This is a genomic window from Paenibacillus validus NBRC 15382 (assembly GCF_004000985.1).
In the GTDB taxonomy this organism is placed as follows: domain Bacteria; phylum Bacillota; class Bacilli; order Paenibacillales; family NBRC-103111; genus Paenibacillus_G; species Paenibacillus_G validus.
In genome coordinates, this window is the sequence record NZ_BIMH01000015.1 from 21,129 (window position 1) to 45,415 (window position 24,287).

Annotated in this window: 25 protein-coding genes; 18 read left to right on the forward strand and 7 right to left on the reverse strand. The window is 50.9% G+C overall.

The genetic code is table 11. The features are described 5' to 3' along the window. Positions 1-12: 12 nt before the first annotated feature. The 13 genes from PVA01S_RS12245 (at position 13) to PVA01S_RS12305 (ending at position 15,916) form a co-directional block, all read left to right on the forward strand. Positions 13-1,473, forward strand: a complete 1,461-nt coding sequence (locus tag PVA01S_RS12245) for an aldehyde dehydrogenase family protein (protein ID WP_127607863.1) — start codon at positions 13-15, stop codon at positions 1,471-1,473. Between the two features lie 54 nt (positions 1,474-1,527). Further along, positions 1,528-2,673, forward strand: a complete 1,146-nt coding sequence (locus PVA01S_RS12250) for an acyl-CoA dehydrogenase family protein (protein WP_127607864.1) — start codon at positions 1,528-1,530, stop codon at positions 2,671-2,673. Between the two features lie 32 nt (positions 2,674-2,705). Then, complete coding sequence (locus tag PVA01S_RS12255) at positions 2,706-3,341, forward strand: 4-carboxy-4-hydroxy-2-oxoadipate aldolase/oxaloacetate decarboxylase (protein ID WP_127607865.1); 636 nt, start codon at positions 2,706-2,708, stop codon at positions 3,339-3,341. A 23-nt stretch (positions 3,342-3,364) separates the two neighbouring features. Continuing rightward, a complete protein-coding gene (locus PVA01S_RS12260) occupies positions 3,365-4,924 on the forward strand; it encodes an acyl CoA:acetate/3-ketoacid CoA transferase (RefSeq protein WP_127607866.1) in 1,560 nt (519 codons plus the stop codon). Positions 4,925-4,966: 42 nt separating this feature from the next. Continuing rightward, positions 4,967-6,706 (forward strand): FAD-binding protein, encoded by a 1,740-nt coding sequence (locus tag PVA01S_RS12265; RefSeq protein ID WP_127607867.1) that lies wholly within the window; start codon positions 4,967-4,969, stop codon positions 6,704-6,706. Between the two features lie 7 nt (positions 6,707-6,713). Beyond that, entirely contained in the window at positions 6,714-7,484 is a 771-nt protein-coding gene (locus PVA01S_RS12270; protein ID WP_164751812.1) for an enoyl-CoA hydratase/isomerase family protein, read from the forward strand. Between the two features lie 38 nt (positions 7,485-7,522). Continuing rightward, positions 7,523-8,281, forward strand: a complete 759-nt coding sequence (locus tag PVA01S_RS12275) for an electron transfer flavoprotein subunit beta/FixA family protein (protein WP_127607869.1) — start codon at positions 7,523-7,525, stop codon at positions 8,279-8,281. Positions 8,282-8,296: 15 nt separating this feature from the next. Beyond that, a complete protein-coding gene (locus PVA01S_RS12280; protein ID WP_127607870.1) occupies positions 8,297-9,271 on the forward strand; it encodes an electron transfer flavoprotein subunit alpha/FixB family protein in 975 nt (324 codons plus the stop codon). 123 nt (positions 9,272-9,394) lie between these two features. Then, a complete protein-coding gene (locus tag PVA01S_RS12285; RefSeq protein ID WP_127607871.1) occupies positions 9,395-10,066 on the forward strand; it encodes a GntR family transcriptional regulator in 672 nt (223 codons plus the stop codon). 15 nt (positions 10,067-10,081) lie between these two features. Beyond that, positions 10,082-12,199 carry a (Fe-S)-binding protein gene (locus PVA01S_RS12290; protein WP_127607872.1) on the forward strand — a complete coding sequence of 706 codons (2,118 nt, stop codon included), beginning with the start codon at positions 10,082-10,084 and terminating at the stop codon, positions 12,197-12,199. Positions 12,200-12,403: 204 nt separating this feature from the next. After that, positions 12,404-13,879: a sugar ABC transporter ATP-binding protein gene (locus PVA01S_RS12295; RefSeq protein ID WP_127607873.1), complete on the forward strand. Its 1,476-nt coding sequence runs from the start codon at positions 12,404-12,406 to the stop codon at positions 13,877-13,879. A gap of 34 nt (positions 13,880-13,913) precedes the next feature. Further along, entirely contained in the window at positions 13,914-14,939 is a 1,026-nt protein-coding gene (locus PVA01S_RS12300; RefSeq protein WP_127607874.1) for an ABC transporter permease, read from the forward strand. A 101-nt stretch (positions 14,940-15,040) separates the two neighbouring features. After that, positions 15,041-15,916, forward strand: a complete 876-nt coding sequence (locus PVA01S_RS12305) for an alpha/beta fold hydrolase (protein ID WP_127607875.1) — start codon at positions 15,041-15,043, stop codon at positions 15,914-15,916. A 72-nt stretch (positions 15,917-15,988) separates the two neighbouring features. Here PVA01S_RS12305 and PVA01S_RS12310 read toward each other — a convergent pair whose 3' ends face one another. Then, positions 15,989-16,735, reverse strand: coding sequence for a polysaccharide deacetylase family protein (locus PVA01S_RS12310; RefSeq protein WP_127607876.1), 747 nt, complete (start codon positions 16,733-16,735; stop codon positions 15,989-15,991). Positions 16,736-16,879: 144 nt separating this feature from the next. Between PVA01S_RS12310 and PVA01S_RS12315 the strand changes: the two genes are divergently transcribed. Both PVA01S_RS12315 and PVA01S_RS12320 read left to right on the forward strand, forming a co-directional pair. Further along, complete coding sequence (locus tag PVA01S_RS12315) at positions 16,880-17,683, forward strand: divergent polysaccharide deacetylase family protein (protein WP_127607923.1); 804 nt, start codon at positions 16,880-16,882, stop codon at positions 17,681-17,683. Positions 17,684-17,700: 17 nt separating this feature from the next. Continuing rightward, on the forward strand, positions 17,701-18,180 hold the full coding sequence (locus PVA01S_RS12320) for a YhcN/YlaJ family sporulation lipoprotein (protein WP_164751813.1): 480 nt from the start codon (positions 17,701-17,703) through the stop codon (positions 18,178-18,180). Positions 18,181-18,247: 67 nt separating this feature from the next. Here the strand turns inward: PVA01S_RS12320 and PVA01S_RS12325 are convergent, their stop codons facing one another. The 6 genes from PVA01S_RS12325 to PVA01S_RS12350 form a co-directional block, all read right to left on the reverse strand. Further along, entirely contained in the window at positions 18,248-18,676 is a 429-nt protein-coding gene (locus PVA01S_RS12325) for a cell wall hydrolase (protein ID WP_127607878.1), read from the reverse strand. An 89-nt stretch (positions 18,677-18,765) separates the two neighbouring features. Next, positions 18,766-19,698, reverse strand: coding sequence for a polysaccharide deacetylase family protein (locus PVA01S_RS12330; RefSeq protein ID WP_244932944.1), 933 nt, complete (start codon positions 19,696-19,698; stop codon positions 18,766-18,768). Between the two features lie 214 nt (positions 19,699-19,912). After that, a complete protein-coding gene (locus tag PVA01S_RS12335; RefSeq protein ID WP_127607880.1) occupies positions 19,913-20,239 on the reverse strand; it encodes a hypothetical protein in 327 nt (108 codons plus the stop codon). A 110-nt stretch (positions 20,240-20,349) separates the two neighbouring features. Next, the gene (locus tag PVA01S_RS12340; protein ID WP_127607881.1) at positions 20,350-21,213 is read right to left on the reverse strand and encodes an SDR family oxidoreductase; all 864 of its coding nucleotides are present in this window, start codon (positions 21,211-21,213) and stop codon (positions 20,350-20,352) included. Between the two features lie 129 nt (positions 21,214-21,342). Continuing rightward, complete coding sequence (locus tag PVA01S_RS12345; RefSeq protein WP_127607882.1) at positions 21,343-21,774, reverse strand: Rrf2 family transcriptional regulator; 432 nt, start codon at positions 21,772-21,774, stop codon at positions 21,343-21,345. 49 nt (positions 21,775-21,823) lie between these two features. Next, entirely contained in the window at positions 21,824-22,222 is a 399-nt protein-coding gene (locus PVA01S_RS12350) for a winged helix-turn-helix transcriptional regulator (RefSeq protein ID WP_127607883.1), read from the reverse strand. A gap of 131 nt (positions 22,223-22,353) precedes the next feature. Between PVA01S_RS12350 and PVA01S_RS12355 the strand changes: the two genes are divergently transcribed. The 3 genes from PVA01S_RS12355 (at position 22,354) to hxlB (ending at position 24,187) form a co-directional block, all read left to right on the forward strand. After that, positions 22,354-22,914: a DJ-1/PfpI family protein gene (locus tag PVA01S_RS12355; RefSeq protein ID WP_054799737.1), complete on the forward strand. Its 561-nt coding sequence runs from the start codon at positions 22,354-22,356 to the stop codon at positions 22,912-22,914. A gap of 82 nt (positions 22,915-22,996) precedes the next feature. Next, the gene (gene hxlA, locus PVA01S_RS12360) at positions 22,997-23,629 is read left to right on the forward strand and encodes a 3-hexulose-6-phosphate synthase (RefSeq protein ID WP_127607884.1); all 633 of its coding nucleotides are present in this window, start codon (positions 22,997-22,999) and stop codon (positions 23,627-23,629) included. A gap of 3 nt (positions 23,630-23,632) precedes the next feature. Next, on the forward strand, positions 23,633-24,187 hold the full coding sequence (gene hxlB, locus PVA01S_RS12365; RefSeq protein WP_127607885.1) for a 6-phospho-3-hexuloisomerase: 555 nt from the start codon (positions 23,633-23,635) through the stop codon (positions 24,185-24,187). Positions 24,188-24,287 lie beyond the last annotated feature (100 nt).

The window sequence follows — 24,287 nt, forward strand, 5'->3', positions numbered from 1 at the left end:
GGGCATGGAGAGATGGGAAATGCACAGCAAACCGCGATTCAAGTGAAAAGCTATATCGGAGGCCGGTGGGCGGCGTCCAAGGGAGAGCCGGTCCAGAGGGAAAATCCGGCCAATACGAATGAAATTGTCGCTGTTGTCAGCAGCGCTACGCAGGAAGACGCGATTCAAGCGATCGAATCGGCTCATGAAGCGTTTCAAACGTGGTCCAAAGTTCCGGCAGTGAAACGAATCGAAACGATTTATAAATTCCTCGAACTGCTGGAGAGAAGAAGACAGGAAATCGCCGAGCTGCTCACCAGGGAGATGGGCAAGCCGATCCACGAAGCGAACGGTGAAATCACGAAAGCGATCAACGAGGTGCGGTTCTCTGCCGGCGAAGCTCTTCGATTGACCGGAGAAACGCTTCCGAGCGAGCGCCCCGGCATTCAGGTGAGAACGGTGCGCGTGCCGAAGGGGGTCATCGCCGCCATCTCTCCGTGGAATTTCCCGCTTGTCACGCCGATGCGTAAAATCGCTCCTGCACTAGCCGCCGGAAATACGGTTGTCTTTAAACCGGCAACGGTGACGGCAGCGATGGGGGCGAAAATTGTGGAATTGTTCGAAGAAGCGGGCCTTCCTGCGGGTGTGCTGAATCTGGTTGTCGGTGCGGGCCGAAGCGTAGGCCATACGCTTGTCTCGCATCCGCTCGTCAAAGGGGTGACCTTCACCGGATCTACGGCGGTCGGCTCCGGCATCTATAAACTGGCTGCGGAGCGCCTCATTGAGGTGCAGCTGGAGATGGGCGGCAAGAACGCCGGTATTATTTATGAGTACCCGGATGTGAAAGGTGCGCTTGACCAGATTTTGTCCGCCGCATTCGCCGCAAGCGGGCAGCGGTGCACATCGATCAGCCGCGTGGTCGTCCAAAGATCGATAGAAAACGAGGTCACAAGCTACTTGAAGGAAAAGCTGGGCTCCTATGTCATTGGCGACGGAATGTCCGGAAACGTCAATATGGGCCCGCTGGTCAGTCAAGACCAACTGGAAACCGTCGAGCACTATGTCCGCATCGGACTGGAGGAAGGCGCTACGCTGGCGGTTGGCGGCAAGAAGCCGACCGGAGTCGAAGGCGGTTATTATTTCGAGCCTACGGTATTCACCCAAGTAACGCCGGAGATGAGAATCGCCAAGGAAGAAATTTTTGGCCCTGTCCTCGTCGTCATCGCGGTAGACAGCTTTGAAGAAGCCGTTCAGGTTGCAAACAACAGCGAATACGGATTGGCCGTATCCTGCTTTACGCACAACATGCAGTACGCGGAGAAAGCGGCCGTGGAAATTGAAGTAGGCATGGTTCATATCAACAACGGGACGATCAGCGAGTCGCACGTTCCATTCGGCGGAGTGAAGGATTCAGCCGTAGGGTCGTACTCGATCGGCTCGACGGGCAAAGATTTTTTTACCGCACTTAAAGTCATTTATTCCAGCCCGAAATAAGGGCGGGCGTTCACGAAACGATTGGTTATTACAACGGGTTGGGAGAGTTGACCTATGAGCTATGAATTAACGGCACAGCAGCTGGAGTGGCAGTCGGTCGCGCGGGATTTTGCCGGGCGGAAGCTGACGCCGGCCAAGCATTGGCTGGAGGGCGAGGAGTTTTGGAATAACGCTAAGATGCTCTCGGAGCAAGGCTTTCTCGGCGTTACGCTGCCTGAAGAATACGGCGGCATGAATCTGGATCTGTTCAGCGCCATCCTTATGATCGAGGAGCTGTGCAGAGTGTGTCCGACGAGCGGCCGCATGGTGTATCACACAGGTCCGGGGATCGCCAACTTCATCAATCACTTGGGGACGCCGGAGCAGAAACGCCAATATTTGCCGAAAATCGTCGCAGGTCAATACTATGTCGCTCTGGGGATGAGCGAGCCGGATGCGGGGAGCGCGGCAACCGATATCCAAACAACGGCCGTGGAAGACGGCGATAACTACAGGTTGAACGGCTCGAAGATCTTTGTCAGCGAAGGGCATATTGCCGATGCCTTTGTCGTGTACGCCAGATTCGGCCATACCGGCAAGCCGTCGGATATCGGCGCGATTCTTGTGGAACGGGGAATGCCGGGCTTTTCCGTAGGCGTAGCCGAAGAAAATATGAGCGGTGAATTCCAGACGGCGCTCTATTTTGACGACGCGATCGTTCCTAAAGCGAATGTATTGGTGAAAGAGCATGCGTTTAAGGCGCTGATGGGCGTTTATAACGGGGTTCGTTTAGGCTATGCCGCGCAAACGCTCGGGATTACGCAGGCCGCTTTCGACCGCACCTGCCAATATGTGAAGGAACGCAAGCAATTCGGCAAAGAGATTTGCGATTTCCAGGGCGTGCAGTGGATGATCGCCGATATGTATTTGCAGCTGGAAGCGGCCAGGACGCTGCTCTACAAGGCAGCGGCTGACGCCCTCGACAGTAAAGCCGATAAAACGTCGGTAAGCATTGCCAAGGTCTACGTCGCGGAAGCTGCGAAAAAGATTACGGATGATTGTCTCCAGCTTCATGGCGGGTACGGTTTCTCCAAGGAATATCCGCTGGAATGGTATTACCGCTGCGTGCGTGCGGCCTCGATCGCCGGAGGAACGATACAGGTTCATAAGACCATGCTTGCTTCATCGGTACTTGGAAAAAAATTTGATCAACGAAAGTAAGTTCCAGTCTGTCCGCGAGGGAGGAGAAAGACATGCCGGAACACACTACGGCAACATTAGTAGAGCAATTGGCCCGGTTTGATGCGGCCATTGTATCGGATTGCCTGGCCGGGAACGAACATGCGATGTCCGCATCGATTAAACCGCTTGACCGCAGCACCCAAATATGCGGGCCGGCGCTGACGGTCAAATGTCAGCCGCAGGATAACTTGATGCTGCATCTGGCGGTAGCTCAGGCGAAACCGGGAGACGTTCTGGTCGCTGTGACGAACCAGCATTACGAAGCCGGTTACTGGGGCGAAATTCTAACGATCGCCGCGATGAAACGCGGTATCCAGGGGCTGGTCATCGACGGCAGCGTCCGGGATATCGGGCCGATTATAGATCTGGGTTTTCCGGTCTTCACCCACTCGGTCTCCATCAAGAAAGCGGAAAAGAAAAATGCGGGTAAACTAAACGTCCCCATCGTTGCCGGAGGCATCACGGTGAATCCGGGGGACATCATCCTGGCCGATGCCAGCGGTGTGGCCGTTGTTCCTTCGCACCGGCTGGAGGAGATCGTGCAAGCGGCTCAGGAGAAGGTGGATTTTGAAAAAATGGTGATCGGGAAGTTGGAGCAGGGGCAATTAACCGTTGATTTGTTCGATCTCCGCAAATATGACTATTAGAACGACGGGAAGGAGGAAAACGCATGCCGGCACCAAGTAGGGGGACAGCGGCCCGCTCCAAAGTCATGACGGCCGAAGAGGCCGTGGCGAAAATTCCAAGCGGCTCGACGATTGCGATCGGGGGCCTCATTTCGATTCTGTGTCCGGAGACGGTCATTGCTGCCTTGGGAAATCGGTTCGAGACGAGCGGGAGTCCTGCGCATGTATCAGTTGTCACCCCCGTTCGCGTCGGTTGGGACAAAGACAACATGACGGGACTCGATCATTTTGCCAGGCCCGGGATGTTAAAGCGCTTGATTAGCGGAAGCTTCAATGTCAAGGAAAGCCCGAGAATTACGGATATGATCCGGAATAATCAAATTGAAGCGTACAGCTTCTCGATGGGAACGTTATTCCAGCTCATACGGAGCATGGCCGGCGGCAACGACGGCATGTTCACCAAGGTCGGCTTGCGGACGTATGTCGATCCCCGTATGGAGGGCGGCAAGCTGAACGAAGCGACGACGGACAATATCAATGAAGTCATCCAGGTGGGTGCAGAGGAATACCTGTATTACCGTCCGCTGCCTATCGATGTCGCGATTATCCGCGGCACGACTGCGGATGAAGATGGCAATGTCTCTCTGGAGCGCGAGCCGGTAACGTTGGCGGGACTCGAAATGGCCATGGCGGCGAAGGCAAGCGGCGGCTATGTGATCGTGCAGGCCGAGCGGCTTACCGCGAAAGGATCGATTTCTCCCCGTTCCGTAGCCATTCCGGGGATATTGGTGGATGCCGTCGTGATCGACCCGGAGCAACAGCAGAGTCTGCTGCCGTACAATCCGAGCTGGACGGGAGAAGTCAAGGCTCCGACCGATGACATGGTGCAGCCCATGGCGCTTGACATGAAGAAGATCATTTTGCGCCGAGCTGCGGAGGAGCTGCTTCCGGGCTCGGTGATCAATCTGGGCGTGGGCATACCGGTTGCGCTGCCGCAGTTATTATTGGAACAACACAGGCTCGATCAAGTGACGTTTTCTTTGGAGCACGGAGCGGTAGGGGGGATCCCTATGGGCGAAGAAGTGTTCGGCGCGCACCGGAATCCGACGGCGTTCTTCACGTCTCCCCAAGTGTTTGATTATTACCATAACGGAGGCTTGTCGGCGACGCTGCTGGGTTTTGCCCAGATCGATGGTTCAGGCAATGTGAACGTGAGCAAGTTTAACGGGATTTTTCGCGGGTCCGGCGGATTTATCGATATCACGCACCGTACGAAGAAAATCATGTTTTGCGGGACGTTGACCAGCGGAGGCCTGGACATCGGCATTCAGGACGGCAAGATGACCATTGTGAAGGAAGGCAGGCATAAGAAGCTGATCCGGCAGGTCGAGCATTTGACGTTTAATGCGGAGGCCGCGAGAGAAAAGGGACAGGAGCCTGTCTATATTACGGAACGAGCCGTATTCCGGTTAGGGGACAACGGTTTAGTGCTGACCGAATACGCGCCGGGCATCGATGTGGAGAAGGAGATTTTGCCTTACATCGATTTCAAAGTCGACATTGATCCGGACGTCAAGCCTATGTCCCCCCATCTTTTTGTTTAGACGCTGAAGGCTCGCAAGCAACTTGACAAAGGAGACCATACCATGTCCAAACGCAAGATCGCTAGAGAAATATACACGGATGTACTCGTTGTCGGAGGGGGCGGGGCGGCATCGCGCGCGGCGCTTTCCGCGAAAGAAGCAGGGGCCGATGTGCGGATGGCGGTCAAATCCAAGTGGTTAAAAAGCGGTTCTACGGCCACGGCTTTCTCCGAATTGCTTTCGATTGCCGCGGCTATCGGCCACGGGGATGAGCGGGACCATCCGGAAATCCATTATGCCGATACGATGGAATCGGGCGTCGGGTTTATCGATCCCGACCTCGTGTGGGGATTGGCTCATGAAGCCCCGGAACGGATCTATGACTTAATCGCTTTAGGCCTGGAGTTCGATAAACAGCCCAACGGCAAATTGGTTCAAGGCATGAGCGATTTCGCCACGTACCCCAGAACGTGCCGGGTCAATGGCGTCACCGCAAGGCATATCCTTAACATTTTGGCGAAAAGAATCCAAGAATTGGAGCTGCCTGTGGATGAGGATATGATGATTTTCGAAGTGTTGACAGACGGGAACAACCAAGTGACCGGCGCTCTGGGGTGGCACCGGGAGACGAATGAAATGGTGCTGTACCGGACACCGGCTGTCATTTTCGCCTGCGGCGGTTCCCACGGCATTTATAAATATGGGGTAGGCACGCCCGACATGACCGGCGACGGTTACGCGATGGCTTATAAACTCGGTTTGCCGCTGATCAATATGGAGTTTGTGCAGATCGGGCCGGCTGCCTTATTCCCGTCGATTACACTGCTGTCCGGACCGGTCTGGAAAACGAATCCGGTGCTGACGAACGGCAAGGGGGAACCTGTGTTTGACGGCATTCTTCCGGAGGGAGTAACCGTTGAAGAGGTCTACAAGGAAAAGGTGTTCCCGTTCTCCGTGTCTAACGTTTCCTTCTATCTGGATACCTCCATTCAACGGGAATCGGAGAACAATCCGACGCCAAGAGGCGCCGTCTGGTATCGTAAAGGGCCGGGCACCGACGAATTGATTGAAGCAAAAATGCCGAAAACGAAGCGCGTGCTGAAAAGCAAAGGCATCGAGCTGGACCGGGATCGATTCGAGATCGGACTCATTTCCCAGTGCAATAACGGCGGCGTGCAAATTCGTAACATGAATGGCGAGACGGAGGTCGCGGGACTGTATGTCGCCGGAGAAACGGCGGGCGGCCTGCGCGGACCGGACCGGCCGGGCGGCAACTCGCTTGCGGAAGGCCAAGTGTTCGGACACAGGGCGGGCGCGGCTTCCGCGCAGTATGCCCTGCGGCAGGCAGAGAAGCCGAACCCGTACCCTCAAGCCGCCGCCAAGCTGGACGGCTATCAGGACTGGCTGCGAAAGAGCGCCGATGGAACAAGGAGTATCCAGGAGGCCGCTGATTCGGTTAGGGCGCTCATGCACAGAAATTGCCTGGTCATCCGAAGTGAGAAGCGGCTGTCGGAAGCCTGGGACGTGCTGTGCAGCCTGGAGACGAAGCTGTTCAACGGCGAATTTGAGATCGATGACAGCCGCTTCGTTCAAGCCGTAGAACTCCATCATATGCTTGTTTCCGCCAAGCTGATCGTCCTTTCCGCGCTTGAAAGAAAGGAAAGCCGAAGCTGTCATTACAGGGAGGACTTCCCCGAGAAGAACGACAAGGACTGGACCAAAAGCATCCGGGTCCAGCAGAAGGACGGTCAAATGACGACGGAATTTTATGTCTGGCCTACCCGGGCCAGCAGGCAAGGGTGATGATCCTATGTTCGTTAAAACCGAAACGGTCGCTGACGGCATTACGAAGGTTACGCTGGCCAATCCGCAACTGAACCTGTTATCCAATCAGGTGAAAAAAGAACTCAAAGATACGTTTTCCCTGATCGCCCAAGATTCGAGTGTCCGTGTTGTTGTGTTTGAAACGGAGGGTCCGCATTTTTGCTGCGGCGCCGATTTGAAAGAGTTTCCCGCGCGCATCGAGACGAAAGCGGCCCGGATCGTATGGGATGAAGGTCATGCCATGCTGCAGTCGATCCTGCATACGCCGCAGCCGACCATCGCCTGCATCCAGGGAAAGACGCTCGGCGGTGGCGCCGAGCTGGCGGCGGCTTTCGATTTTCGGATTTTTGCCGATAACGTCCAGATCGGTTTTCCTGAAGTGTTTCGGGGCGTGTTTCCGGGAAATGGCGGATTGGAACGAACGATCGACATCGCGGGCGCCGGCAAGGCGATGCAGCTGATGATGACGGGCAGCGTCATCTCCGCGGCGGAAGCGAAGCGCATAGGCATGGCTTCCGAAGTCGTGCCGCCGGCCCGGTTATATTCAACTGCTCATGAGCTGGCGGCAGAGCTCACCTCCCTGCCGGCGGCAGCCGTACAAGCGGTGAAACAAGCTGTGATTCAGTACGGTCTCTCCAAGCACGATTTCAATCGGATCGGACGCGAGCTTTTCTATCAGGTTCATGAAACCGAGGACGTTAGAGAAGGCGTGCAAGCCTTTATGGATAAGCGAAAGCCGGTGTATAAGCACCGTTAATCGCGTAAATACCACATCAAATCGGGGAGGGGATCGACTTGAAAATCTGGGTCTGCTTGAAGCAAACGTTTGATACGGAAGACAAAATAAAACTGGATCACGGGAACGTCGTGGAAGACCAGGCGAATTGGATTATGAATCCTTATGATGAATATGCGGTGGAAGAAGCGGTGAGGCTGCGCGAACGGTTCGGCGGAGAGGTGGCCGTTGTGACGATCGGTCCCGAGCGGGCAGAGTCTTCGCTGCGCCATGCGTTGGCGATGGGCGCGGATCAAGGGGTGATCATCAGCGGAGTGGAGGGCGATGAGCATGTCATCTCCCGAACGCTTGCCTGCTATTTCCGGGATAAGGACATCGATCTTCTTCTTACGGGCAATCAATCGATCGATAACGGAGCGGGACAAGTAGGCGTTCGCCTGGCCGAGGAGCTGAGGCTCCCTCACGTCACCTCGGTTATTCAATTCAACATCGAGCAGGGCCGGGCCGAATTGGAGCGGGATGTGGAGGGCGATATATATAAAATCGAAGGAAAGCTGCCGCTGCTCGTCACCTGCCAGCAGGGGCTTAACGAGCCGAGGTATCCTTCTCTGCCTAACATCATGAAGGCGAAGAAGAAACCGATTACGACGATCCAGGCCGATCAATTGCCGGGACTGGACAGAACGGCCAAGACCGTAACGGTGGACCGGTACTTGCCTCCGAAAAGGCAGGCATGCCGGTTTATCGACAATAACGATTTGCCGCATGCGGCAGGTGAGCTTGTCGACATTCTGTTTGAGAAAACATCGATTTTTTAGGGGGGAGGACGTACGATGAATCGAAAAGTTCTCGTTATTACAGAAATGAAAGGCGCCGCACTTCGTCAAGTATCTTTGGAGGGGGTGTCCATCGGCAAAAAAATGGCCGGCAGCGGCACCTTGATCGCGGCGGTGTTCGGAAGCCAGGCGTCCCCGCATGTAGAAGCCTTGGGCGAGCATGGCGCCGATCAAGTCCTGCTGTTCCCGGACGCCCTGTTCGATGCGTATCATTCGGACATCTACTATCAGGCCTTCGTCCAAGCGATTCAAGAAACGAATCCGGATGTTATTATCGCGGGACATACGGCGAATATGAAGGATGTCGCGCCGAGGATTGCTTCCCGTTTCGGCTATGGCTTGGTCACGGACTGCACGCATGTGGAGTTCGAAGGCGACGAGCCGGTTTATGTACGGCCGATATATGCGGGTAAAGCTTTCGAGAAGAAACGGTTCACCTCGGACACGATGTTTGTGACCATCCGGCCGAACAACTTCAAGGCCGAACCATTACGGGAGCGGGCGACACCGGAAGTGATTCCGTGCGAGGCGGGCAGCGTAGACCTGAGAACCGTGATCCGCGACATTGTGCTTAAATCGACGGGCGCGATCGATTTGGCGGAAGCCAAAATCGTCGTTTCCGGGGGACGGGGGATCAAGAGCAAGGACGGATTTCAGCCTTTGCAGGAACTGGCCGCCGTGATCGGCGGAGCGGTAGGGGCTTCCAGAGGCGCTTGCGACGAAGGGTATTGCGATTACGGCCTGCAAATCGGTCAGACGGGCAAGGTCGTGACTCCCGATCTGTATATCGCATGCGGGATTTCCGGAGCGATCCAGCACGTTGCCGGCATATCGAACGCCAAAACGATTATTGCGATTAATAAGGACCCGGAAGCTCCGATCTTCCAAATCGCGGACTACGGCGTTGTAGGCGACTTGTTCGAGATCGTGCCTTTGCTAACGGAGGAATTCAGAAAAAAACTGGCCATTTAGGAACCGGGAGCACGGAAATGAAACCCGGGCGGTGTGTATCCTATTGAAGGAACCGGATATTGTTGTTATTATGAATCCGTATTCAGCTAGAGGACAAAAGGTTTATATAAGGAAGTGACCACTATGAAAAAAACCGTTGTATACAAATCGCTTTCCGAGCAGGTCTACGAGGCGATTAAAGACTCGATTATCAGGGCGGAGCTGAAGTCCGGGGACCGCATCGTCGAGCTGGAGCTCGCAAGAACGTACGGCGTCAGTCAAAGCACGGTGCGTGAAGCTTTAGCGCTGCTGCGCAAGGATGAGTTAGTCGTAACGCACGGCAACAAAGGAACGTATGTTTCGAACTTCTCGAAGAAAGACGTGGAGGAAATGTACAGCTTCCGCGAAGTGCTCGAAACGTTTGCCATCAGCAGGGCTATCGAACGTATTACGGACGCGGATATCGCTGAATTGGAGGCCATCTATAACGAGATGGTGACCGCCGGCCAAACCGACGATATTGAAAAAATGAGAATCAGCGATGTTGCTTTTCACAGCGTTATTTATAAAATCGCCGATCATTCCTTCGTCTATCAGGTTTGGCAGGATGTGACCAATAAGATGAATCGCGTCTGGTATTTCACCAACCAGTTTTATTTCAGCGATTTGCTGGAGCTTGCCTACATGCATAAACCGATCCTCGATGCCTTTAAGAACAAAAACAAAGAAGAAGCGTGCGCTACATTCATTACCCATTTGAATTATGTGAGACATCAATTCCTGGGTCCGGCCAAACATGAAGATGATGCTCAATAAATAGGAGAGGTTATTATGGGGGCTGCCATTCCGTTTTTGGTGTTTTTAGGGGTAACGGGGCTCGCGCTTTATTTATTGATGAAGGTTCTTTACACACGTTACCTCTATATTCGTTTGGGTAAGCCTGCATCCGCTCCGTTATATTCCAAAGAACGCCTGATAAATTTTCTGGGCGAAGTTTTCGGCCAGAAGAAGCTGTTGAAGGATCGGAAAAGCGGATGGATGCATATCGTTATTTTTTATGGGTTCATCATTTTGCAGGCAGGCGCCATCGATTTGATTTATAAAGGACTAGCGGGCAAGCCGCTGCCGATCCCGGGATATTCCGCGTTCTCGTTGGTACAGGAAATTACCGTTCTCCTCATCCTGGGGGCGGCCGGCTACGCAGGATACCGAAGGTATATCGAGAAGGTTAAACGTCTTAAACAAGGGTGGAAGCCTGGTATTGTTTTGTTTTTCATCTTCTTTCTGATGCTCTCCGTTTTGTTTACGCTTTCCTTTGAACGTGTCATGCTGCAGCATGATTTCGCATGGCATGCGCCCGTCTCATCCGCTATTGCCCTCCTGTTCGGAGGCTTATCCTTGCAGTCGTCCGTCAACTTGTTTTTTACGTGTTGGTGGATTCATCTATTGATCCTGTTGGCATTTGCGGTTTATGTCCCGCAGTCGAAGCATTTTCATATTATAGCGGCGCCGGTCAATTTATGGCTGAAGCGAAGCGAGCCGCCCGGAAAATTGAAAACGGTTGATTTGGAAGATGAGAATGCCGAATCGTTCGGCGTTGCGAAAATAGAAGATTTCACGCAAACGCAAATGCTGGATTTTTACGCCTGCGTGGAATGCGGGAGATGCACCAACGTTTGTCCGGCTTCCAATACCGGAAAGTCGCTGTCCCCCATGCATATGATCGTCAAGATGCGGGATCATTTAATGGAGAAGGGCCACAGCTTGACGTCCAAATCGCCGTGGGTGCCCGGCTTTGTGTTCGGCTATGAGGGAGCGCATGCTTTCGATCATGCGAATCGGCCCGGCACATTCCCGGAGCAGGACGTAACCAATATCGGACCCACCATGCAGCTGCAAAAAACGGGCTGGGCCGTAACCGGTAAGAACATTGAAGACGTCCAGTTAATCGGCGATGTCATGAGCGAAGAAGAAATCTGGGAGTGCACCACTTGCCGAAATTGCGAAGACCAATGTCCCGTCGGCAACGAGCATGTCGATAAAATTATTGATTTGCGCCGGCAGCTTGTTCTTATGCAGGGCAGCATTCCTGCGGGCGGACAGCGTGCGCTTCAAAACATTGAGAGACAAGGCAATCCATGGGGATTCAGCAAGAAGGACCGTTTTCAGTGGAAAGAAGAAGCGGGGGACCTGCACGTGCCGACGGTGAAAGAGAACCCCGGGTTTGAGTATTTATTGTTTATTGGCTCGATGGGTTCCTATGATGCGAGAAACAACAAGGTGACGCGTTCTCTTGTGAAGCTGTTGAACGAAGCGGGCGTCAATTTTGCCGTGCTCGGAGAAGAGGAGAAAAATTCAGGGGATACGGCGCGAAGACTGGGCAATGAATTTTTGTTCCAGGAGCTGTGCAGAGAGAACATCGAGCTGTTTAAAAAGTACAAGGTCCAACAAATCGTGACCGCCTGCCCGCACACCTTCAACACGTTGAAAAACGAATACCCGGAATTCGGCCTGGAGGCGGAAGTGTATCATCATACGGAATTGCTCGATCAGTTGGTCACAGAGAAGAAGTTAATTCCTAAACGCGAAATCAAAGAGCGGATTACGTACCATGATTCTTGTTATTTGGGGCGCTACAACGACGTTTACGACCAGCCGCGGAACATTCTGCGCTCGATACCCGGCGTCGAGCTGGTGGAGATGGAGCGGGCGAAGGAGAACGGGATGTGCTGCGGCGCCGGGGGAGGGATGATGTGGATGGAGGAGACGGCGGGCAAACGTGTGAACGTCGCCCGTGTCGAACAGGCCATCGCCGTCCATCCTACCCTGATCAGCAGCGCATGTCCCTACTGCCTTACCATGATGAGCGATGGGGCTAAACTGAAGAATGTGGACGAACAAGTCAAGACGAAGGATATCGCTGAAATTTTAGCGGAATCCGTTCTGTAAACCAGCGATATTTGATCAGGTCATCTTCGTTTAGAGGGTGGCCTTTTATTCGTTCACACGAAGCAGCCGCCATTCGGAGAACCCGCCTTCCAATCAACATGTCAGCAATAAACTATAATGATTCAGCAAGATCGGTTGTATTATTTTTCGGTATGCCTCGTTTACACTTAGACTAAAGTTTCGGTGGAACAATCGAGGTGGACGATGTCGCTTCTTAAACTGAGAAATATTAGCAAAATGTTCTATGGCGTTCAGGTGCTCCATGAGATCAATTTGGAATTGAGAGCCGGAGAAGTCCATGCGCTTGTCGGAGAGAATGGGGCCGGTAAATCAACGCTCGTCAACATAGTCGCAGGCGTACATGAACTAACCTCTGGCGAAATCTATGTGGACAATCGGAAGGTGCACATAAAGTCGCCTTATCACGCCAAGAAGCTGGGAATTTCTATTGTGTATCAGGAACCTTGTCTGATTCCGGATATGACGATCGCCGAGAACATATTTATCGGGGCGCAGCCTTCTTTCTTAGGTATTTTCTCCAATTACATGAACATGAAAAAGAAATCCAGGGAGCTGTTGAAATCGCTCGGGAGCCATCTTCATCCGGCTGCGCTTGTCCGGTATCTTTCCCCGGCAGACCGGTATCTTGTAGCGATCGCCCAGGCAGTCGCGCATAAACCGAAAATATTGATTATGGATGAACCCGGCGATTATTTGAACGATCATGAACGCTCGCATCTGTTCCGGCTGATCAAGAGCTTAAAGGAACAAGGGATTGCGATCCTATATATCACCCACCGGCTCAAGGAAATTGCTGATCTGTGCGACCGGATCACCGTGTTGCGCGACGGCCGGCATGTGATTACATGTAAGGTGAACGGACTATCGGAGCGGGATATGGTCCGGCTCATGCTGGGACGCGAGCTTCACACTTTATTTCCGCCCGTTAACGAAGTATTGGGTAAAGAATTGCTGCGGATTGAGCGTTTATCGAAGGAACCCTGGTTCCATCATGTAAGTTTCAAGCTGCACGAAGGTGAAATATTAGGCTTGACCGGTCTGGTAGGATCCGGACAAACGGAATTGGCCAGTACCATCTTCGGAGAAACCAAGAAAGATTTCGGCGTAATTTACTGTAAAAATATAGAGTTCGATGCAGCTAATCCTCACCAAGCGGTGAAGAAGCATTTTGGCTATGTGCACGAAAACCGGATCGAGTCAGGACTGCTGATGGACATGAGCGTATCCAGTAATTTATCCATTTCGAGCTGGAACAGGCTTTCCCGCCGTCACTTTATGTACAAGGACGATGAGCGGGACCTGGCGATCGATAAAGTGATGGAGCTGGACATCAAAATTCATCATGTTGACCAGGAAGTAAAGTATTTAAGCGGCGGGAATCAGCAGAAGGTCATGTTGGGCAGATGGCTTGCAGCCGACAGCGAGATCTACCTGTTGGATGAACCGACACGCGGTATGGATATGGGCTCGAAGGCCGAGTTGTATGTACTGATTCATGAACTGGTCAAGAAAGGCAAGGGGGTTGTCTTAATTTCTTCGGATCTGCAGGAGCTCCTGGGTCTATGTACGCGCATCTTGGTCATGCATCATGGAAAAGTAGCGGGCGAGCTGCCTCGTCATGAAGCGACGGAAGAAAAGATTTTAAATCTGATGCAATAGTTTCATCAATAATAGCGTGAAGAGGTGTTACGATTTGCAACAGGGACAGAAACAAGGATCTATGCCAGAAATCATTTCTCCGTTTGCCAACATGCGTGTATCGAAACGAAGCCTTTTTCGTTACTTGGGAAGTCTGGGACTGCTTGCCGTGATCCTCATTTTTTGTGCAGTTCTCACCATGCTTTCGCCCGTCTTTTTTACGGCGACGAATTGGGTCAACCTGCTTCTTCAATCGACGATTCTTGCTGTGCTTGCTATGGGATTAACCTTTGTTATGATGACGGGAGGAATCGACCTTTCGGTTGGAGCGGTATTGGCGGTTTCGTCTATGATCGGTCTTGACCTGATTGTCGACCATCAAGCTCCTGTCCTCGTGGGAGTTGCAGCTTCATTGCTGATCGGCATCCTTTTCGGCTTGGTTAACGGGATTATGGTCACCCGAGTGGGAATCCCTCCGCTTATCGTGACTTTGGCCACAATGGGAGTTGCGCGCGGGATCGTCCTTATTTATTCGGATGGAGCTAAAGTAACGAAAATTCCGGACAGCATTATTTATTGGGCCAATGGGGAAATAGAGGGGATTCCCGTACTGCTTCTCATCGTCGGGTTGTTGGCGATGATCGCCCATATCCTTCTTTCACACACGATATACGGACGATCCCTCCGTGCCAGCGGCGGGAATGAATTAGCAGCGAGACTGGCAGGAGTCCGGACCAAGGGCGTCATCACGGGCGCCTATGTGCTGTCGGGAGCGACGGCGTCCATCGCAGGCCTTCTGCTTGCAGCCCGGCTGGAATCGGCGGGTCCGAACGCCGGATTGGGCATGGAACAGACCGTCATTGCGGCTGTCGTCATTGGCGGCACCAGTTTATTTGGCGGACAAGGCCATATAGTGGGCACCCTGCTGGGCGTTCTCCTGATTTCCCTTGTTTCCAACGCGGTGAATTTGTTGAATGTACCGCCGGCATGGGATCAAGTGGTGAAAGGCTTAGTTATTCTTATCGCGGCGTTACTCGATGTGTACCGAAGGAAATATTCGCAGGACGGTTACTCCAAATAACGAAGGGGGATCGCAGGCTGCGCGCATAGCCAATAAACGGATTGGGGAAAATACGGTTGATTCCTATTAAGTGCTAGCAGAAGAAAGGCGAAAAGAGACCCATGCCATATGCAGAAGTCAACGGAACTACGTTGTATTACCGTGTTAAGGGATCGGGGTTGCCGATCATTTTCGTTCATCCTCCCTTGCTGGAGGGCAACAACTTCGACGATCAGTTGGAACAGCTGTCCGACACTTATCAAATTATAACCGTCGATGTTCGTGGTCATGGCAGGAGCCCCTATTCCAAGCAGCCGCTGACCATTCCGTTGATAGCCGGCGATATTCGCGGGTTAATGGACGCGCTCGAGGTGAAGAAGGCTTGCATTTGCGGCTATTCGACCGGCGGCTCGGTGGCGCTTGCGGCCATGCTCGCTTATCCGGACCTGTTCCACGGGGGAATCCTTATAAGCGCTATGTCGGAGGTCAGCGATCTTATGCTGAGAAGCAGGTTCTGGGCTGCGATTTATACATCGGGCCTTCATGCCAAACGAGTTCTGACCGCAGCCATCACCTGGGGCAATGCGAGCTCACCGGAAAACTTTAAGAAGCTCTATAGTGCTGCCCTAAGAGGAGACATCCGCAATCACAAGCAATATTACAAAAGCGGATTGACTTATAGCTGCACGCAGCGGCTGAAGGAGATTCCCCTGCCGACCCTGCTGCTCTACGGTAAGAAAGATTCCGGCTTTCACAAATATGCGAAAATGCTCCACCGGCAATTGCCGAACAGCACGTTGCATTTCATCCCTAAAGCGAAACACCAGCTGCCAACCAAATGGGCAGGCCCGACTAACAGGCTGATTCGACAGTGGATCGAGGCGCAGCCGTTTGCAACAACGGGTCGTCGCATCCTTCGCGACCTCCAGGAGACGCACGTTCCTATCCCTGTATTTGAGCCTGGGACGATTCAAGAAGAGCCTGATCAACAAGCATAAAAAGATACTTGCATACATCACTTTAAGGCTGTTGAGCATGGTCAACAGCCTTAAACCGTTCGCCGCGACAGGCTATTTTTCTACGGTTGTAGATTTTCGAAAGGTTAGCAGCTCGGATACCGTAACGAATCGGTAGCCGCGTTCCTTCAATTCGGGAAGCACTTGCTTCAAGGCTTCCAGCGTTTGGCTTTTTCCTTCGACATAATCGTGGAATAGAACAATGTCGCCGTTACGCGCGTTTTTCAAAACTTTGTTGACGATTTTATTTACGCCCGGCTTGTTCCAGTCCTCGGTGTCCTGATGCCATGACCACATGACGACCAGATAACCGTTTTTTTTCGAAGCATCCACTACATTTTCGCTGTAATAGCCTCCAGGAGGTCGGAACAGATGCGGTTTCTCCCCCGTTGTCGTGAAGATGGCTTGTTCGGCCTTTAGTATTTCATTTTGAATTTTTTCCCCGCCCATCCTTTTTCTGAAATAACTGTGACTGTAGGTATGGTTCGCAATTTCATGGCCTTCGACGATTTCCCTCTTTGCCAGCTCGGGGTACATTTCAACGCGCTTTCCGACTACAAAGAAGGTTGCTTTCGCCTCATATTGTTTCAGAAGGTCTAAAATTGCCGGGGTATCCGCAGGATCGGGACCATCGTCAAAGGTTAGAGCTATTATTTTTTCGTCGCTGGGTACTTCCCACACAATATCCCCCCGGGCTTCATAATATTCCCGATTTTTGTTTTGCGGCGCGGCCTGACCATGGTTCAGCAATGTGGCGGAGAGTAAAGCAGTTGCAACCAGTGAACTGCAGATGATGCGCATCTTATTCCTCCTTCAATGTAACATCCCTATAATAACCATCTTGTTGGCATCCTATGTTCACATTATTATCCTGTCATTGTTTTCTTTATTTATGTAGAAAATGAATGCTGACAAACTAATAGGGAAGTGGGCCAAGTGAAGCAAATGAACAAACAACTTATCATCCTGACGATTTGCGCCAGCGCCATATTTGGGCTGCCTCAAATTCTGTTCGCTGAACAGCTGCTGGAGCAAGGGGGGCTCCCAAAGGCGGTCATTGTGATCGATGATTTGGGGAACAACATGACGGGGACGGAAGAAATGCTCAATTTGCCTTATCCGATTACGGTTGCGATTATGCCGTTTCTACCGTCAACCAAGAGTGATGCGGAAGCGGCTCATCGTAAGGGACACGATGTTATTGTTCATTTGCCGATGGAGCCGTTGAAAGGGAATCGGAGCTGGCTCGGCCCAGGCGCAATTACTTGCGATTTAAGCGATGAGGAAATCCGTAAACGGGTAAATGCGGCCATCGACGATGTTCCGCACGCGATTGGAATCAATAATCATATGGGATCGAAAGCGACCGTTGACGAGCGTGTGATGAACATCGTGTTGACGGTTTGCCATGAAAGAGGACTATTCTTTCTGGACAGTCATACCAATTATCGGAGTATTGTCTCGAAAGTGGCCCGACAGATCGGTGTTCCTTGCATAGAAAACCACATTTTTTTAGATGATATAAAAAATAAAAAACATGTGATGAAGCAGCTCCGATTATTGCAGCAGCATTTAACGGAACACGAAAAGTGTGTCGCAATCGGACATGTTGGAGCAGGGGGAAAGGGGACGGCCGAAGTTATTAAACAAGTGCAGGCTCAAGCGCGTGATATCGAATTCGTAGGTATTTCCAAGCTGATCGAAGGCCAAGGCATTCAAGAAAATCCATTGCAATTCCATCCCAATTAAAAAGGAGCGAGTTTCGAATGTTCATCCAAACAGGTAAAGGTATAGCCCTGCTGGCCCTCTCATTGTCCGTGTTCGCCGCTGGCTGCACGAATAAAACAACGAATCAGGTAAGGCAGCAGGCGGCTCCGCAGCCAGCTCAAAACGCACCGTTAACGAATGCTGAAAACCGTGTCGAAATCGCTAAAAATGCGGCTGACAAGATTGTCCGATTGAATGGCGTCAAGCAAGCCAATGTGCTGGTTACCAGACGCAATGCTTATGTAGCGGCGGTCGTGGACACGCCTCAAACGGAAATCCCGCAACAGCTGGAAGAACAAATCGCCAATGAGGTTCGTTCAACCGATCCGAATATCCAGCACGTTTATGTGTCCACGAATCCCGAATTTGTAGACCGGGTTAACCGGTACGTTCAAGATATAGGGCAAGGAAGACCGGTAGCCGGTTTTGTTGAAGAATTCAGTGCGATGATCCAGCGTCTTTTTCCAACGGCCCGTTAAATTAAAAAGGTAAATATAAAAGGAACAAATAAAAGGAGCCGGCGCGGCTCCTTTTATTTGTCCTTGTTTAATAAGTATTATAAATGTTTTCGCACTCTTCGGCGGTGGGTTCATAGAAGCAATGTCTTTTATACCGTCCTACCAAAGGCTGGTTATACCAAGTCGGAGGACAATCACCGGGAGGTCTGAAATACCACAAACTGAATTTCGCCGGCCAATGTCTCTCGCCATCGACCGATCTTTTGGCCAGACGTTTTTCCCGATCACGTGCTTTTTGGTAGAAATATCCATACAATGTCGCTTCGAAAGCGTGTGGCTGAAATACCATTTGCGGAATCGTACGAATGTCTTTAAAGTCGGAGCAATTGGCCCGGACCCGGTTAATTCCGACGTTCCCGACAAGCAGCATGCCCTGTTCGCCTTCGCCTTCCGCTTCAGCCCGAAGCAATCTGGCCAAGAGTGCAATATCCTGTTCTCTGGCTTTAACAACCGCCATGATTTCACCTCTTTATTTTGGAGATATGGGGGTAACGGTTTTTGACAATACATACTATTCAAACGCGGAATTTATGTGACGTTCACCCATCAGGGTGTCAGCAAGCCGGGTTCACGAGCTGGAATTCGCTTTGGCGACAGGACGTCGCTTACGGTCCCTATATGCAATCCTTTGTGCTGCAAAGCCTGAATCATCCCGTCAAGCGCCAGGCTGGATGAACGGGTGGGATGCATCAGAATCAATGACCCGTTCCCGGCTTTAGTCCCAATCTTATGGATGAGGGATTGCGGACTCGGATTTTGCCAGTCCACCGTATCCAAAGTCCATAACACGGTGTTCAGCTTCAAGCTTAACGCGATTTCTACGGTTTGCTTATCGAAATCACCGGAAGGGGGAGCGAACCAGCGGTTCTTAACCTGCAAGTGCGTTTGAAGCAGCTGCTCGGTTTTTGAAATTTCCAGGAGAGCCTGACTTTTGCTTAATTGGCTCATATTTTTGTGGGAATACGCGTGATTGGACAGCTCATGGCCGCGGCTTCCTATCTTTTGTGCGGTGACCACATTTTTTTTCAACCAGGAACCGTCAAAGAAAAAGGTCGCTTTCACTTTATGCTTGTCCAAGGTGTCGAGAATTTTGGGAATGAATTCTTCGCCCCAGGCTACATTGATCATAAAAGCGGCCATCGGTTTTTGAGGGTTGCCGCTATAGATCGGCTCCGCTCCCAAATTATCCAGATTCACACTCGGCGAGGTTTCGTTATATACATATTGAATCGGGCTGCCGGCAGGCTTGTTCTTATTGAGCTCGTAGGTTCGTTCCGTATCGACCTCAAGGCCATTATAACCCGGTATGGCGCCCCACACGCGATCGACCCTCGCGTCAACGGGAGGAATTCGCTTCTTCGGAGCTTCCTCGATAATTCGGGTCATCACGGCATCCAGACCGAGAGGCGGCGCAGAGAATCCGGTGATGAGAGGCAGTGCGCAAAGCGCCAGGGCATAACAACGTTTGAACTGAAACATTTCGTTCATAACTCCTTTCCTTTGTCTCCATGATTTCATTGACTTTGTTCACCGGTATCTTTTTGGGGCTTAAACTGAACAATCAAAAAGAGCAGCGGGATATAGGCGTATACAAAATAAAAACTGAAATTGTCGTATAAATCGGCAAATTGCCTGATAAGTCTGCGCTCGTCCAAGACGTTGGACAATACGAAGAACAGAATTAGAAAAACGATCAGGCTTGAGCGCTGCTTGATAGGGGAGATTCTCTCTCTCCAACGCCAGTTTGAATAATCCGAATCTTGGGATGATGTTGATGGATGGTCTGTTCCAAAAATAAAATGTTTTTAGTTTCGGTCAGATCTATTTCAGGCGGAGCATCTTTGATCTGGCAATTCAAGATAAAATCGATTTCGTTCGTAATTGAAATTTGCACAAAATCGCTGGATTTTTTAGTTTTCTCAAACAAATGCACAATATGTTGTTGAGGATTTGCTGCTTGTTTCTTATTTATTCTTGAACAGCCATGGCCGGAATAACATAATAGGGTCACCTCACCCATTAGCATCTATAGAAGGTTAAATTTCTATTCAATGAAAAGCCGAAGGGCCACTCCTTATCAGGAATGGCCCTCTTGCTATGGATGGGATTATTCGAATATTCCACTAGTTCTTATTTCTGCAAGGCTTGTTTGACCGTATCCTTCAAAGGCGTCAAGGTTCCGATCAGCTTGACCAGATCATCCGATGTTTTAGATGTCTCGCCCACGGAAACCGCATGATAAATACCCGCCATAAGTACGGCAATAGGCTCAGGCAAGCCGGCGTTCAAGAGTATATTTTTTTCTTCTTCGAAGGAAACGGACTGGTGAACGATTTTTTTACCGGTAACCTCAGAAACGATTTGAGCCAAATCGTCAAAGCTCCAGGTTTGATTGGAAACAAGATTATACGTCTTGTTCTCATGTCCTTCACCTGCAAGAACGGTCGCTGCAGCCAAGGCCAGATCGCTGCGGGTCACGGAATTAACGGTTCCGCGACCTGTATTCGTCACAATGGCTCCATGCTCTACGGATGCGCCAAGTCCCGGATTTATAAATACTTCGGTGTACAGAGAGTTGCGAAGGAACGTATAGGGAATGCCGGTGGTACGGATCGCATGCTCCGTAGCCAGATGGACCTGGGCTAGAGGGACGATCGATTCCTCCCCAAAGGCATATCCGGTATAGGCAATATGTCGAACGCCGGCATCCCGCGCCGCTTTGACGACATTCGCATGTTGAACGACGCGCAGCGTATCGTCGGAGTCAGGGCTTGAAATAAAGAGCAGCTTGGAGGCGCCGGCGAAAGCTTGTTGAAGGGATTCCGGTTTCGTGTAATCGCCATAACGAACTTCAATTCCGAGCCCGGCGAGCGAAGAAGCTTTCTCCACATTGCGGACGACGGCTGTGATTTGAGCTGCAGGAACTTTTTTGAGCAGATGTTCGATGACAAGGCCTCCGAGTTCGCCTGTAGCGCCGGTAACAAAAATGGACATGAGATTTCTTCCCTTCTTCTGATCAATTTTTCGAGAATGGCAACATTGTAACTGATTATGTTACAACGCATGCAAAAAAAATTAGAAGAACATAGAACCAGCTACAGACCACATGAACAAATCAGCTCATTAAAGAGCGGTTTTCTTGCTTAGTTCAGTCACCAGTTGATTCAGCGTTACTTGAGCTAGTTGACGCTCCATGGCAGACTGAGCTTCAAGCATGTTCGTTCGAAGAACGGATTCGATGTTAGCCCCAACCGGACAAGCAGGGTTAGGGTGTCCATGGAAATTAAAAAGCTCACCTTTCTCGACGACTTCAACCGCCCGATAAACGTCCAGCAGCGTTATTTCATCCAGCTCTTTGCGCAGGTAAGCTCCGCCGGCACCGGCCTTGACATGCACGAATCCGGCTTTTTTGAGGCTGCTGATAATTCTGCGGATCACGACCGGGTTCGTATTTACGCTGGCCGCTATGAAATCCGATGTACATGGCGATGGACTTATAGCTATAAGAGACAAGATGTGAACAGCGATGGAAAAGCGGCTGCTAATTTGCTTCATGTCGTTCACCTCTCGGGTGTAATCATTATAGTTACAACAAAAAATGAAGTCAAGGGGATGTATCTTCTGCAGCTGCTCTTTGCGCAGAAGCCTGTCTTATATCTGATATCCTCTTTTTACCCCATTCATACATCATTTCTATAATGGGCAGCAGCGTCATGCCAAGCTCCGTCATGGAATATTCCACTCTCGGAGGCACTTCAGGAAATACCTCGCGATGGACAATGCCGTCATCGATTAATTCCTTCAGCTGGCTCGTTAACATTTTATGCGTAATTTTAGGCAATAACCTCTGAAGCTCGCTGAAGCGCTGCGCTCCCTCTCTTCCCAGATGCCAAAGGAGCACCAGCTTCCACTTTCCTCCAATAATAGCCAGCGTCAATTCTTTCTCGCAATTGAAATCCCCATTCTTGATTTTATCCAATATTTCCTCGCGCAGATCGGACATTTTATTCTCCTAACTTCTCATAAGTTACTTTTTTGTAACCAGCGCACAAAAAAGTGCATTCTTTTATAATTTCTTCACAGCGTATACAATCTAGCTTGTAAACAACTACGTTGCAAGGAGAGGTGATACGAGTGTCTAAGAAGGTATTGATTTTGACAGGGGATGCTGTCGAAGCGTTAGAAGTATACTATCCCTATTACCGCTGTCTGGAAGAAGGCTTTGAAGCGGTGATCGCTTCCCCTACAGAACAGAAGGTGCTGCATACCGTCGTCCATGATTTTGAAGGATGGCAAACCTTCACGGAAAAACAAGGCTATAACATCGAGTCGCATGCTTCTTTCGAAAATATTAACCCTGAGCAATTTGATGCGTTAATCATTCCGGGGGGACGTGCGCCGGAGCATATTCGCCTTCATCCGGATTTTGCCAGACTTGCCGGCCATTTCTTCGAAAAAAATAAACCCATAATGATCCTATGCCATGCCAGTGTAGCTCTAACGGTAATTGCAGATCATATTAAGGGCCGCGAAATGACTGCTTACTATGCTTGCCGTCCGGAGGTTGAAGCGGCGGGCGCCAAATATATTGAGACTCGCTGCCACGTCGACCGTAACCTGGTCTCCGGGCATGCTTGGAACGACCTTCCACAGCTCATGAAAGAATTTGTTAAGCAAGTCCATGCAGTAAATTAAGCTGTAGATACACTATTATACCAAATAAACAAACTATTAAAAACAAACACCAAAACCATTCATGAAGAGGAGCGAATTAAACATGGAATTGCAATTAGCGTTGGATCTCGTAGACATCCCCGGAGCAAAGAAACTGGTGAAAGAAGTTGAGGCGTATGTAGATATCGTAGAAATCGGTACGCCGGTCGTCATTAACGAAGGCCTTAGAGCCGTAAAGGAAATTAAAGAGGCATTCCCTAATTTGAAAGTATTGGCTGACCTGAAAGTCATGGACGCGGCCGGATACGAAGTTATGAAAGCATCCGAAGCCGGCGCCGATATCGTCACCATTCTCGGTGTTGCCGAAGATATGACGATCAAAGGTGCCGTGGAAGAGGCTAAAAAACAAAACAAAAAAATTCTGGTCGACATGATCGGCGTTAAAGATATCGCTGGACGCGCGAAAGAACTCGATGCCTTTGGCGTAGATTACATTTGCGTCCACACCGGTTACGATCTTCAGGCAGTCGGCAAAAACTCCTTTGAGGATCTGAACACGATCAAAAGCGTCGTGAAAAATGCAAAAGTGGCAGTTGCAGGCGGCATTAAATTAGAAACGCTGCCGGAAGTCATTAAAGCAAAACCGGATCTTGTTATCGTCGGCGGCGGTATTACCGGTGCGGAAGATAAACAAGCTGTCGCAGCCGAAATGCAAAAATTGATCAAACAAGGTTAATTTATGAGCACTTCTTATTTAGCTGAAATCATAAAAGAATTAAATCGTACGGCCGACTTCGTCGCTGATCGGGAAGTTGAAGATTTGGTCGATCGTATCCTTCAATCCAAGAAGGTGTTTGTGGCCGGCGCGGGCAGATCCGGGCTGATGGTACGGGCTTTCGCCATGCGCATGATGCAAATGGGCATTGAAGCTTATGTAGTCGGCGAAACCGTAACCCCTAATTTGGAGAAGGGCGACACCTTAATCATCGGATCCGGTTCAGGAGAGACGCGAACTTTAATACCGGTAGCCGAGAAAGCCAAAAGTCTGGGGGGATCGGTCGCCGTGATTACCATTTCCCCGGAATCCACGCTTGGCAAGCTATCGGATATTACGGTGAAAATGCCCGGCTCGCCGAAAGAGCAGGAGGGCAGCGCCTATCAAACCATACAGCCGATGGGGGCATTATTTGAACAATCCCTCTTACTCGTTTGCGACGCCGTCATATTGAAGATGATGGAGAAGCAAGGACTTGATTCCCGGACGATGTTTGGCCGACATGCCAATTTGGAGTAGCTGAAAACTCGTACACAACTGAAAATAGTCCTCGCTGTTCGGCGAGGACTATTTATCAGACATCAGCATTTTCCTCGAAAGGCTCCGATCAGGAGCTTTT